Source organism: Stutzerimonas stutzeri, assembly GCF_018138085.1.
Taxonomy (GTDB): domain Bacteria; phylum Pseudomonadota; class Gammaproteobacteria; order Pseudomonadales; family Pseudomonadaceae; genus Stutzerimonas; species Stutzerimonas stutzeri_AI.
Window position 1 is genome coordinate 625,479 of sequence record NZ_CP073105.1, and the last position, 12,203, is coordinate 637,681.

The 12,203-nt window shown below is 58.6% G+C and carries 12 protein-coding genes; all 12 read left to right on the forward strand.

Annotated features, from left to right (window positions below; translation table 11 throughout):
* Position 1: 1 nt before the first annotated feature.
* The 12 genes from rpoC (at position 2) to rplV (ending at position 12,198) form a co-directional block, all read left to right on the forward strand.
* The gene (gene rpoC / locus KCX70_RS03020; protein WP_021209383.1) at positions 2 to 4,201 is read left to right on the forward strand and encodes a DNA-directed RNA polymerase subunit beta'; all 4,200 of its coding nucleotides are present in this window, start codon (positions 2 to 4) and stop codon (positions 4,199 to 4,201) included.
* Positions 4,202 to 4,339: 138 nt separating this feature from the next.
* A complete protein-coding gene (gene rpsL / locus KCX70_RS03025) occupies positions 4,340 to 4,711 on the forward strand; it encodes a 30S ribosomal protein S12 (RefSeq protein ID WP_003291416.1) in 372 nt (123 codons plus the stop codon).
* A gap of 97 nt (positions 4,712 to 4,808) precedes the next feature.
* On the forward strand, positions 4,809 to 5,279 hold the full coding sequence (gene rpsG / locus KCX70_RS03030) for a 30S ribosomal protein S7 (RefSeq protein ID WP_021209382.1): 471 nt from the start codon (positions 4,809 to 4,811) through the stop codon (positions 5,277 to 5,279).
* A gap of 29 nt (positions 5,280 to 5,308) precedes the next feature.
* Positions 5,309 to 7,411, forward strand: a complete 2,103-nt coding sequence (fusA, locus tag KCX70_RS03035) for an elongation factor G (RefSeq protein WP_021209381.1) — start codon at positions 5,309 to 5,311, stop codon at positions 7,409 to 7,411.
* 30 nt (positions 7,412 to 7,441) lie between these two features.
* Complete coding sequence (tuf, locus tag KCX70_RS03040; RefSeq protein WP_021209380.1) at positions 7,442 to 8,635, forward strand: elongation factor Tu; 1,194 nt, start codon at positions 7,442 to 7,444, stop codon at positions 8,633 to 8,635.
* 149 nt (positions 8,636 to 8,784) lie between these two features.
* Positions 8,785 to 9,096, forward strand: coding sequence for a 30S ribosomal protein S10 (gene rpsJ / locus KCX70_RS03045; RefSeq protein ID WP_003186070.1), 312 nt, complete (start codon positions 8,785 to 8,787; stop codon positions 9,094 to 9,096).
* Positions 9,097 to 9,177: 81 nt separating this feature from the next.
* On the forward strand, positions 9,178 to 9,813 hold the full coding sequence (rplC, locus tag KCX70_RS03050; protein WP_045160596.1) for a 50S ribosomal protein L3: 636 nt from the start codon (positions 9,178 to 9,180) through the stop codon (positions 9,811 to 9,813).
* A gap of 12 nt (positions 9,814 to 9,825) precedes the next feature.
* Positions 9,826 to 10,428 (forward strand): 50S ribosomal protein L4, encoded by a 603-nt coding sequence (gene rplD / locus KCX70_RS03055; protein WP_019339977.1) that lies wholly within the window; start codon positions 9,826 to 9,828, stop codon positions 10,426 to 10,428.
* Complete coding sequence (rplW, locus tag KCX70_RS03060) at positions 10,425 to 10,724, forward strand: 50S ribosomal protein L23 (RefSeq protein ID WP_021209378.1); 300 nt, start codon at positions 10,425 to 10,427, stop codon at positions 10,722 to 10,724. Before rplD ends, rplW begins: the two co-directional genes overlap by 4 nt.
* Before the next feature lie 14 nt (positions 10,725 to 10,738).
* A complete protein-coding gene (gene rplB / locus KCX70_RS03065) occupies positions 10,739 to 11,560 on the forward strand; it encodes a 50S ribosomal protein L2 (protein WP_021209377.1) in 822 nt (273 codons plus the stop codon).
* A gap of 16 nt (positions 11,561 to 11,576) precedes the next feature.
* Positions 11,577 to 11,852, forward strand: coding sequence for a 30S ribosomal protein S19 (gene rpsS / locus KCX70_RS03070; protein ID WP_021209376.1), 276 nt, complete (start codon positions 11,577 to 11,579; stop codon positions 11,850 to 11,852).
* 13 nt (positions 11,853 to 11,865) lie between these two features.
* Positions 11,866 to 12,198, forward strand: a complete 333-nt coding sequence (rplV, locus tag KCX70_RS03075; RefSeq protein ID WP_003103908.1) for a 50S ribosomal protein L22 — start codon at positions 11,866 to 11,868, stop codon at positions 12,196 to 12,198.
* Positions 12,199 to 12,203: the final 5 nt, after the last annotated feature.

Sequence of the window (12,203 nt, forward strand, 5' to 3'; positions counted from 1 at the left end):
CTTGAAAGACTTGCTGAATCTGTTGAAAAACCAGGGTCAAATCGAAGAGTTCGATGCCATCAAGATTGCATTGGCTTCGCCCGAGATGATCCGTTCCTGGTCCTTTGGCGAGGTCAAGAAGCCAGAGACCATCAACTACCGTACGTTCAAGCCCGAGCGTGACGGCCTGTTCTGCGCCAAGATCTTTGGTCCGGTCAAGGACTACGAGTGCCTGTGCGGCAAGTACAAGCGCCTCAAGCACCGTGGCGTGATCTGTGAGAAGTGCGGCGTGGAAGTCGCCCTGGCCAAGGTCCGCCGTGAGCGCATGGCGCACATCGAGCTGGCTTCGCCGGTCGCCCACATCTGGTTCCTGAAGTCGCTGCCGAGCCGTATCGGCCTGCTGCTGGACATGACCCTGCGCGATATCGAGCGCGTGCTCTATTTCGAGAGCTACGTGGTGATCGATCCGGGCATGACCACGCTCGAGAAGGGGCAGCTGCTCAATGACGAGCAGTACTTCGAAGCACTGGAAGAGTTCGGTGACGACTTCGACGCCCGCATGGGTGCCGAGGCGGTGCGTGAGCTGCTGCACGAAATCGATCTGGAGCACGAGATCGGTCGCCTGCGCGAAGAGATTCCGCAGACCAACTCGGAAACCAAGATCAAGAAGCTGTCCAAGCGCTTGAAGCTGATGGAAGCCTTCCACGGTTCGGGCAACCTGCCGGAGTGGATGGTGCTGACCGTTCTGCCGGTGCTGCCGCCGGACCTGCGTCCGCTGGTTCCGCTGGATGGCGGCCGCTTCGCGACCTCGGATCTCAACGATCTGTATCGCCGGGTGATCAACCGTAACAACCGTCTCAAGCGCCTGCTCGATCTGTCGGCGCCGGACATCATCGTGCGCAACGAAAAGCGTATGTTGCAGGAAGCCGTGGACGCGCTGCTGGACAATGGTCGTCGTGGCCGCGCCATCACTGGTTCGAACAAGCGCCCGCTCAAGTCCCTGGCCGACATGATCAAGGGCAAGCAGGGTCGTTTCCGTCAGAACCTGCTCGGCAAGCGCGTGGACTACTCCGGTCGTTCGGTGATCACCGTCGGCCCGACCCTGCGCCTGCATCAGTGCGGCCTGCCGAAGAAGATGGCCCTCGAGCTATTCAAGCCGTTCATTTTCGGCAAGCTGGAAATGCGTGGCATGGCGACCACCATCAAGGCCGCCAAGAAGATGGTCGAGCGCGAGCTGCCGGAAGTCTGGGACGTCCTGGCCGAAGTGATCCGCGAACATCCCGTGCTGCTCAACCGTGCGCCGACGCTGCACCGTCTGGGTATCCAGGCATTCGAGCCGGTCCTGATCGAAGGCAAGGCGATCCAGCTGCACCCGCTGGTCTGCGCCGCATACAACGCCGACTTCGACGGTGACCAGATGGCCGTTCACGTGCCGCTGACGCTGGAAGCCCAGCTCGAAGCGCGCGCGCTGATGATGTCGACCAACAACATCCTGTCGCCGGCCAACGGTGAGCCGATCATCGTGCCGTCGCAGGACGTGGTTCTGGGTCTGTACTACATGACCCGCGAAGCCATCAATGCCAAGGGCGAGGGTCGTGTGTTTGCCGACCTGCAGGAAGTCGACCGCGTATTCCGCGCCGGCGAAGCGTCGCTGCACGCCCGCGTCAAGGTTCGCATCAACGAGACCATAAAGGATCGTGACGGCTCTATCACCAAGAACACCCGCATCGTCGACACCACTGTCGGCCGCGCGCTGCTGTTCCAGGTGGTTCCCGCCGGCCTGCCGTTCGACGTGGTCAACCAGCCGATGAAGAAGAAGGCGATCTCCAAACTGATCAACCTGTGCTACCGCACCGTTGGTCTGAAGGACACCGTCATCTTCGCCGACCAGCTGATGTACACCGGTTTCGCCTATTCGACGATTTCCGGCGTATCCATCGGCGTGAACGACTTCGTTATCCCGGACGAGAAGGCGCGCATCATCGACGCCGCGACCGAGGAAGTGAAGGAGATCGAGTCGCAGTACGCCTCCGGCCTGGTGACTCAGGGCGAGAAGTACAACAAGGTTATCGACCTCTGGTCGAAGGCCAACGACGAAGTCTCCAAGGCGATGATGGCCAACCTCTCGAAAGAGAAGGTCATCGACCGCGACGGCAACGAAGCCGAGCAGGACTCGTTCAACTCGATGTACATGATGGCCGACTCCGGGGCGCGGGGTTCCGCTGCCCAGATTCGTCAGTTGGCCGGTATGCGTGGCCTGATGGCCAAGCCGGACGGCTCGATCATCGAGACGCCGATCACCGCGAACTTCCGTGAAGGTCTGAACGTACTGCAGTACTTCATCTCCACCCACGGTGCTCGTAAGGGTCTGGCGGATACCGCACTGAAAACCGCGAACTCCGGTTACCTGACCCGTCGTCTGGTCGACGTGGCGCAGGACCTGGTGGTGACCGAAATCGATTGCGGCACCGAGCAGGGTCTGCACATGACGCCGCACATCGAAGGCGGCGACGTGGTCGAGCCGCTGGGTGAGCGTGTACTTGGTCGTGTGATTGCGCGCGACGTACTCAAGCCCGGCTCCGACGATGTGCTGGTCCCGGCTGGCACTCTGATCGACGAGCAGTGGGTCGACTTCATCGAGCTGAACAGCATCGACGAAGTGATCGTGCGTTCGCCAATCAGCTGCGAAACCCGCTACGGCATTTGTGCTAAGTGCTACGGCCGCGATCTCGCGCGTGGTCACCTGGTCAACATCGGTGAGGCAGTCGGTGTTATCGCCGCACAGTCGATTGGTGAGCCGGGTACTCAGCTGACCATGCGTACGTTCCACATCGGTGGTGCGGCCAGCCGGACTTCGGCTGTCGACAACGTGATGGTGAAGAACGGCGGTACCATCCGCCTGCATAACCTCAAGTACGTCGAGCGGGCTGACGGTGCGCTGATCGCGGTATCGCGTTCCGGTGAGCTGGCGGTCGCTGACGACTACGGTCGTGAGCGCGAGCGCTACAAGCTGCCGTACGGTGCGGTCATCTCTATCAAGGAAGGTGACAAGGTCGACGCCGGTACTGTAGTGGCCAAGTGGGATCCGCACACGCACCCGATCGTAACCGAGATGAAAGGTGTCGTGACCTTCGCTGGCATGGAAGAGAACATCACGATCAAGCGTCAGACCGACGAACTCACCGGTCTGACCAACATCGAAGTGATGGATCCGAAGGATCGCCCGGCGTCCGGCAAGGACATCCGTCCGGCGATCAAGATGGTCGATGCCAATGGCAAGGAGCTGCTGCTGCCAGGCACCGACGTTCCGGCGCAGTACTTCCTGCCGGCCAACGCTCTGGTTGGTGTGGCGGACGGTGCGGAAATCAATGTGGGCGACGTCATCGCACGTATCCCGCAGGAAACTTCCAAGACCCGCGACATCACCGGTGGTCTGCCACGCGTGGCCGACCTGTTCGAAGCGCGTCGTCCGAAGGAACCGTCCATCCTGGCGGAGATCAGCGGTACGATTTCCTTCGGCAAGGAAACCAAGGGCAAGCGTCGCCTGGTAATCACGCCCACCGACGGAACCGATCCGTACGAAGAGCTGATTCCGAAGTGGCGTCACCTGAACGTCTTCGAAGGCGAGCAGGTAAACAAGGGCGAGGTTATCTCCGACGGTCCAAGCAACCCGCACGATATCCTGCGTCTGCTGGGCGTCAGCGCGCTGGCCAAGTACATCGTCAACGAGATCCAGGACGTGTACCGCCTCCAGGGCGTGAAGATCAACGACAAGCACATCGAGACCATCCTGCGGCAGATGCTGCGCAAGGTCGAGGTTGCAGAGTCGGGCGACTCCAGCTTCATCAAGGGCGACCAGATGGAGCTCACGCAGGTGCTGGAAGAGAACGAGCGGCTCTCCGGAGACGACAAGTTCAGCTCCAAGTACGTGCGCGTCCTGCTGGGTATCACCAAGGCGTCGCTGTCGACCGAGTCGTTCATCTCAGCGGCATCGTTCCAGGAGACCACTCGCGTCCTCACCGAGGCCGCCGTTACTGGCAAGCGCGACTACCTGCGTGGCCTGAAAGAGAACGTCGTGGTGGGTCGCCTGATTCCGGCCGGTACTGGCTTGCAGTACCACAGCGAGCGCAAGCGCAAGCGGGATGCCGAGAAGCCTGTCCGTGTGAGTGCCGACGAAGTCGAAGCAGCGCTGACCGAAGCGCTGAATTCCAGCGGCAACTAATGGGGACACCTCGGAGCGATCCGGGGTGAACCTTGACGGTGTGCGAGAAGCTCTTTAGACTCTTGTACCCCTAATTTGGCGGGGCCGTGCGCCCTGCCATTTTTCGTTTGTGTCGAAAGACAACAGTGGAGCTAGTAGATGGCAACGATCAACCAGCTGGTACGCCAGCCGCGCAAGCGCGTCGTCGAGAAGAGCGACGTCCCTGCGCTGCAGAACTGCCCGCAACGCCGTGGCGTGTGCACTCGCGTGTACACCACCACGCCAAAGAAACCGAACTCCGCACTGCGTAAAGTGTGCCGTGTTCGCCTGACCAACGGCTTTGAAGTCGCCTCCTATATCGGCGGTGAAGGCCACAACCTGCAAGAGCACAGCGTCGTGCTGATCCGCGGCGGTCGTGTAAAAGACCTTCCGGGTGTTCGCTATCACACCGTGCGCGGTTCGCTGGATACCTCCGGCGTCAAGGATCGTAAGCAGGGTCGTTCCAAGTACGGCGCCAAGCGTCCGAAGTAATCGTATTTTTATTTATCTGAGTCGATAAGAGTAAGGTCGGGCGTAACCTCGTCGTTATAGTCCCGAGCTAACCTGAAGACCGTTTGAGGGCTTATCAATGCCAAGACGTCGTGTAGCAGCCAAGCGCGAGATCCTTGACGATCCGAAATACGGAAGTCTGATCCTGGCCAAGTTCATGAACCACGTGATGGAAAGCGGCAAGAAGGCCGTTGCCGAGCGTATCGTTTATGGCGCGCTGGACAAGGTTAAAGAGCGCAAGAACAGCGATCCCCTGGAAATCTTCGAAAAAGCACTCGACGCCATCGCTCCGCTGGTCGAAGTGAAGTCCCGCCGCGTAGGTGGTGCGACTTACCAGGTTCCGGTCGAAGTTCGTCCGTCCCGCCGTAACGCCTTGGCGATGCGCTGGCTGGTGGACGCCGCGCGCAAGCGTGGCGAGAAATCCATGGCTCTGCGTCTTGCAGGCGAGCTGGTGGATGCATTTGAAGGTAAAGGCGCTGCTGTCAAGAAGCGTGAAGATGTGCATCGCATGGCTGAAGCCAACAAGGCCTTCTCGCACTACCGCTTCTAATTTCAGCGTCAACAACTCGCGAGGGCTTTATGGCTCGTAATACTCCGATTAACCGCTACCGTAATATTGGTATCTGCGCCCACGTGGACGCAGGTAAGACCACCACTACGGAGCGGATTCTGTTCTACACAGGCCTCAGCCACAAGATGGGCGAAGTGCACGACGGTGCTGCGACCACTGACTGGATGGTGCAGGAGCAGGAGCGCGGTATCACCATTACCTCCGCTGCTGTGACTACCTTTTGGCAGGGTTCGCGTGGTCAGTTCGACAAGTACCGCGTAAACGTCATCGATACCCCCGGTCACGTTGACTTCACTATCGAAGTTGAGCGCTCGCTGCGCGTGCTGGACGGTGCTGTCGTGGTGTTCTGCGGTACCTCCGGCGTTGAGCCGCAGTCCGAGACCGTCTGGCGTCAGGCCAACAAGTACGGCGTTCCGCGCATCGTGTACGTCAACAAGATGGACCGTGCTGGCGCTAACTTCCTGCGCGTAGTCGGTCAGATCAAGCAGCGTCTCGGTCATACGCCGGTGCCGGTGCAGCTGGCGATCGGTGCAGAGGATAACTTCGAAGGTCAGATCGATCTGATCAAGATGAAGGCTATCTACTGGAACGAAGAAGACAAGGGTACCTCCTATCGTGAGGAGGAGATCCCTGCCGAGCTGCTCAGCATGGCTGAGGAATATCGCTCGAACATGGTCGAGGCTGCTGCCGAAGCTAACGAAGAGCTGATGAACAAGTATCTCGAAGGCGGCGAGCTGTCCAACGAAGAGATCAAAGAAGGTCTGCGTCAGCGCACCATCGCTTGTGAAATCGTTCCGGCGGTTTGTGGCTCGTCGTTCAAGAACAAAGGTGTGCCGCTGGTTCTCGATGCTGTCATCGACTTCCTGCCTGCTCCGACCGAGATTCCGGCTATTCAGGGCGTCAATCCTGATAACGAGGAAGAGACCGACGAGCGTCATGCTGACGACTCCGAGCCCTTCTCGGCGCTGGCTTTCAAGATCGCAACCGATCCGTTCGTCGGTACCCTGACGTTCGCCCGGGTGTACTCGGGTGTGCTGGCTTCCGGTGACTCGGTGATGAACTCGGTCAAGGGCAAGAAAGAGCGCGTAGGCCGGATGGTGCAGATGCACGCCAACCAGCGTGAGGAGATCAAAGAGTGCCGTGCGGGCGATATCGCTGCGCTGATCGGCATGAAGGATGTCACCACGGGCGACACGCTCTGCTCGATCGAGAAGCCGATCATTCTTGAGCGCATGGACTTCCCCGAGCCGGTTATTTCGGTAGCTGTAGAGCCGAAAACCAAGGCCGACCAGGAGAAGATGGGCATCGCGCTGGGCAAGCTGGCTCAGGAAGATCCGTCTTTCCGCGTCAAGACTGACGAAGAAACCGGTCAGACCATCATCTCCGGGATGGGTGAGCTGCACCTGGATATCCTGGTCGATCGCATGCGTCGCGAGTTCAACGTCGACGCCAACATCGGTAAACCTCAGGTTTCCTATCGCGAGAAGATCACCAAGTCTTGCGAGATCGAAGGCAAATTCGTTCGTCAGTCGGGCGGTCGCGGCCAGTTCGGTCATTGCTGGGTGCGTTTTGCGCCTGCCGATGAGGGTCAGGAAGGTCTGCAGTTCGTCAACGAAGTGGTCGGTGGTGTCATTCCGAAGGAATACATTCCGGCGATCCAGAAGGGTATCGAAGAGCAGATGAAGAACGGCGTTGTCGCCGGCTATCCGCTGATCGGCCTGAAGGCGACCGTTTTCGATGGTTCCTACCACGACGTCGACTCCAACGAGATGGCGTTCAAGGTGGCTGCCTCCATGGCGACCAAGCAGCTGTCCCAGAAGGGTGGCGCTGTAGTGCTTGAGCCGATCATGAAGGTCGAGGTAGTGACGCCTGAAGATTACATGGGCGACGTGATGGGTGACTTGAACCGTCGTCGTGGTCTGATTCAGGGGATGGAAGATTCGGTTTCCGGTAAAGTAATCCGTGCCGAAGTTCCGCTGGGCGAAATGTTCGGTTATGCGACCGATGTTCGTTCCATGTCCCAGGGTCGCGCCAGCTACTCCATGGAATTCTCGAAGTACTCAGAGGCTCCGGCGAACATCGTCGAAGCTATCGTTAAAAAACAAGGTTGATTCCGCCCTTTAAGTAAGAGGTTTACTGTCGTGGCTAAGGAAAAATTCGAACGTAACAAACCGCACGTCAACGTCGGCACCATTGGTCACGTTGACCATGGCAAGACGACTCTGACTGCTGCTCTGACTCGTGTGTGCTCCGAAGTTTTCGGTTCCGCTCGTGTCGATTTCGACAAGATCGACAGCGCTCCGGAAGAGAAGGCTCGCGGTATCACCATCAACACCGCTCACGTAGAGTACGACTCGAACGTTCGTCACTACGCGCACGTTGACTGCCCCGGCCACGCCGACTACGTCAAGAACATGATCACTGGTGCTGCCCAGATGGACGGCGCGATCCTGGTTTGTTCGGCTGCTGACGGCCCCATGCCGCAGACTCGCGAGCACATCCTGCTGTCCCGTCAGGTTGGTGTTCCGTACATCGTCGTGTTCCTGAACAAGGCTGACATGGTCGACGACGCCGAGCTGCTCGAGCTGGTCGAAATGGAAGTTCGCGATCTGCTGTCCACCTATGACTTCCCGGGTGACGATACGCCGATCATCATCGGCTCCGCGCTGATGGCGCTGAACGGCGAAGACGACAACGAGCTGGGCACCACTGCGGTCAAGAAGCTGGTCGAAACTCTGGATACCTATATTCCTGAGCCGGTTCGTGCCATCGACAAGCCGTTCCTGATGCCGATCGAAGACGTGTTCTCGATCTCCGGTCGCGGTACCGTTGTGACTGGTCGTGTTGAGCGCGGCATCGTCAAGGTCCAGGAAGAAATCGAGATCGTTGGTCTGCGCGCTACCACCAAGACCACCTGTACCGGTGTCGAGATGTTCCGCAAGCTTCTCGACGAAGGTCGTGCAGGCGAGAACTGTGGCGTGCTGCTGCGTGGCACCAAGCGTGATGACGTCGAGCGTGGTCAGGTTCTGGCCAAGCCGGGCACCATCAAGCCGCACACCAAGTTCGAAGCTGAGGTGTACGTTCTGTCCAAAGAAGAAGGTGGTCGTCATACCCCGTTCTTCAAGGGCTACCGTCCGCAGTTCTACTTCCGTACCACTGACGTGACTGGTTCGTGCGAACTGCCGGAAGGCGTCGAGATGGTAATGCCGGGCGACAACGTGAAAATGGTTGTCACCCTGATCAAGCCGATCGCCATGGAAGACGGCCTGCGCTTCGCGATTCGCGAAGGTGGTCGTACCGTTGGCGCCGGCGTGGTTGCCAAGATCGTCGAATAATTTTTTCGATGTCGGAAAGGGCCCCTCGGGGCCCTTTTTCTATTGTTGATCATTTATTGACACCCTCTGGACGCATCCGTACAATTGCGCCTCCTTTTACCGGGCGTATTGCGTTTGGTAGGGATGGCTAATTGGAGTCTGAGGTCAAAATGCAAAACCAACAAATCCGTATTCGGTTGAAGGCTTTTGACCATCGCCTGATCGATCAATCAACCCAGGAAATCGTGGAAACCGCGAAACGTACTGGTGCTCAGGTGCGTGGTCCGATTCCACTGCCGACCCGCAAAGAGCGGTTCACTGTTCTGGTTTCACCGCATGTCAACAAGGATGCGCGCGACCAGTACGAGATCCGTACTCATAAGCGTGTGCTGGATATCGTCCAGCCGACCGACAAGACTGTCGATGCGCTGATGAAGCTTGATCTTGCGGCTGGCGTGGAAGTGCAGATCAGCCTCGGCTAAAACCTAGAGTTTTAGTCGTGTAACGCTCTGAAATGGGCGGCCATAGCGGGTGAAAGCCCCGTACACTCAAGAGGTTACAACATGACTATTGGTGTAGTCGGTCGTAAATGCGGCATGACCCGCGTTTTCACCGAAGATGGTGTCTCTATTCCGGTTACGGTCATCGAGATCGAGCCGAATCGCGTCACTCAATTCAAGAATGAAGAAAGCGATGGCTACCGTGCTGTGCAGGTTACAGTCGGTGAGCGTCGTGCGTCCCGTGTTACCAAGGCTCAGGCCGGTCATTTCGCCAAGGCGAACGTGGCTGCTGGTCGTGGCGTCTGGGAATTCCGCCTTGATGGCGAGGAGTTCCAAGTTGGTGACCAGATCAACGCTGAAATCTTCCAGGCTGGACAGATGGTGGATGTCACCGGTCAGTCCAAGGGTAAAGGCTTCGCCGGTACCATCAAGCGCTGGAATTTCCGCGGTCAGGACAATACCCACGGTAACTCCGTATCCCACCGCGTCCCGGGTTCGATTGGCCAATGCCAGACTCCAGGCCGTGTTTTCAAGGGCAAGAAGATGTCCGGGCACATGGGCGCAGAGCGCGTAACCGTGCAGTCCCTGGAAATCGTGCGTGTCGATGCCGAGCGTAATCTGCTGTTGGTCAAGGGCGCAGTGCCCGGCGCTACTGGCGGTGACGTTGTCGTGCGTCCGGCTGCCAAGGCTCGCGGGTAAGGGGGAGTTCACATGCAATTGAATGTTAATGGCGCACAAGCCATCGAAGTCTCCGAGCAAACCTTTGGTGGTGAGTTCAACGAGACGCTGGTGCACCAGGCAGTCGTCGCCTACATGGCTGGCGGTCGTCAGGGTAGCAAGCAGCAGAAGACCCGCTCCGACGTATCCGGTGGCGGCAAGCGCCCCTGGCGCCAGAAGGGTACTGGTCGTGCACGTGCCGGTACTTCGCGTGGTCCGATCTGGCGTGGCGGTGGTGTGACTTTCGCAGCTCGCCCGCAGAACCATGAGCAGAAGCTCAACAAGAAGATGTATCGCGCCGCGCTGCGCTCCATCCTCTCCGAGCTGGTTCGCTCCGAGCGTCTGGTTGTTGTTGAAGATTTCGCGGTTGACAGCCCCAAGACCAAGCTGCTTGCCAACAAGCTGACTGGCATGGGCCTGAACGATGTTTTGATCGTCTCCGATGCTGTTGATCAGAACCTGTATCTGGCAGCTCGCAACCTGCCGCACGTCGATGTTCGTGATGTGCAAGGTTCGGATCCTGTCAGCCTGATCGCCTATGACAAGGTGTTGATCACCGTGTCGGCTGTGAAGAAATTCGAGGAGCTGCTGGGATGAACCAGGAACGCGTATTCAAAGTCCTGCTTGGTCCGCACGTCTCCGAGAAGGCAACCATGCTGGCCGACAGCAAGAGCCAGTTCGTTTTCAAGGTTGCGACCGATGCAACCAAGCTGGAAATCAAGAAGGCCGTCGAAAGCCTGTTCAACGTGAAAGTTGCCAAGGTCAGCACTCTGAATGTTCAGGGCAAGACCAAGCGCACTGCTCGCGGCCTGGGCAAGCGTAATGACTGGAAGAAGGCGTACATCGCGCTTCAGCCGGGCCAGGATCTCGATTTCTCCGGCAATGCTGAGTAAGGAAGGGGTGCATCATGGCAATCGTTAAATGCAAACCGACTTCCGCGGGCCGCCGTTTTGTGGTCAAAGTGGTCGGTCAGGAGCTGCACAAAGGCGCTCCTTATGCTCCGCTGCTCGAGAAGAAGTCGAAGTCCGGCGGTCGTAACAACAACGGTCGTATCACCACTCGTCACATCGGTGGTGGTCATAAGCAGCATTACCGTCTGGTCGATTTTCGTCGCAACAAGGATGGCATCCCTGCCATCGTCGAACGCGTCGAATACGATCCGAACCGTACTGCGCACATCGCGCTGCTGAAGTACGCCGACGGTGAACGTCGCTACATCATTGCGCCGAAAGGCGTAACCGCTGGCGATCAGCTGCTCTCCGGCGTCAACGCGCCGATCAAGGCTGGTAATAGCCTGCCGCTGCGCAACATTCCGCTGGGTTCCACCGTTCACGGTGTCGAGCTCAAGCCGGGCAAGGGGGCTCAGATCGCTCGCTCCGCTGGTGCTTCGGCTCAGCTGGTTGCGCGTGAAGGCGCCTATGTAACCCTGCGTCTTCGCTCCGGCGAGATGCGCAAAGTGCTGGCTGAATGCCGCGCGACCCTGGGCGAAGTCTCGAACTCCGAGCACAGCCTGCGTTCGCTGGGTAAAGCCGGTGCCAAGCGTTGGCGCGGTGTTCGCCCGACCGTTCGCGGTGTGGCAATGAACCCGGTCGATCACCCCCACGGTGGTGGTGAGGGTCGTACCTCCGGTGGTCGTCATCCGGTGTCGCCATGGGGCTTCCCAACCAAGGGCGCGAAGACTCGCTCTAACAAGCGCACCGATAACATGATCGTCCGTCGTCGCAAGTAACTAGAGGGATACGACAGTGCCGCGTTCTCTGAAAAAAGGTCCTTTTATCGATCTTCACCTATTGAAGAAGGTCGAAGTGGCGATGGAGAAGAACGATCGCAAGCCGGTTAAAACCTGGTCGCGTCGTTCGATGATCCTGCCGCAAATGGTCGGTCTGACCATCGCTGTGCATAACGGCCGTCAACATGTCCCCGTTCTCGTGAGCGAAGACATGGTCGGTCACAAACTCGGCGAGTTCGCTGGTACCCGCACCTATCGCGGGCACGTAGCGGACAAGAAAGGCAAGCGCTAAGGGGTAAGGAAAGATGGAAGTAGCCGCTAAGTTGTCGGGCGCTCGCATCTCCGCCCAGAAAGCCCGCCTGGTCGCCGACCAGATCCGCGGGAAGAAGGTGGGCGAAGCGCTCAACCTGCTGGCTTTCAGCAGTAAGAAAGCCGCCGAGATCATGAAGAAAGTGCTGGAGTCGGCCGTAGCCAACGCCGAGCACAACGAAGGCGCTGACGTGGATGACCTGAAGGTTTCCACCGTCTTCGTCAACGAGGGGCGTTCGCTTAAGCGCATCATGCCGCGTGCCAAAGGCCGCGCTGATCGCATCGTCAAGCGGTCTTGCCATATCACTGTCAAGGTTGCGGACAAGTAACGGAG

Excerpts from the sequence above, each read along its gene's own strand:
- rpsL (WP_003291416.1), top strand. The coding sequence starts at position 4,340 with ATGGCAACGATCAACCAGCTGGTACGCCAGCCGCGCAAGCGCGTCGTC.
- fusA (WP_021209381.1), top strand. The coding sequence starts at position 5,309 with ATGGCTCGTAATACTCCGATTAACCGCTACCGTAATATTGGTATCTGC.
- rplD (WP_019339977.1), top strand. The coding sequence starts at position 9,826 with ATGCAATTGAATGTTAATGGCGCACAAGCCATCGAAGTCTCCGAGCAA.
- rpsJ (WP_003186070.1), top strand. The coding sequence starts at position 8,785 with ATGCAAAACCAACAAATCCGTATTCGGTTGAAGGCTTTTGACCATCGC.
- rplC (WP_045160596.1), top strand. The coding sequence starts at position 9,178 with ATGACTATTGGTGTAGTCGGTCGTAAATGCGGCATGACCCGCGTTTTC.
- rplB (WP_021209377.1), top strand. The coding sequence starts at position 10,739 with ATGGCAATCGTTAAATGCAAACCGACTTCCGCGGGCCGCCGTTTTGTG.
- rpsG (WP_021209382.1), top strand. The coding sequence starts at position 4,809 with ATGCCAAGACGTCGTGTAGCAGCCAAGCGCGAGATCCTTGACGATCCG.
- rplV (WP_003103908.1), top strand. The coding sequence starts at position 11,866 with ATGGAAGTAGCCGCTAAGTTGTCGGGCGCTCGCATCTCCGCCCAGAAA.
- rplW (WP_021209378.1), top strand. The coding sequence starts at position 10,425 with ATGAACCAGGAACGCGTATTCAAAGTCCTGCTTGGTCCGCACGTCTCC.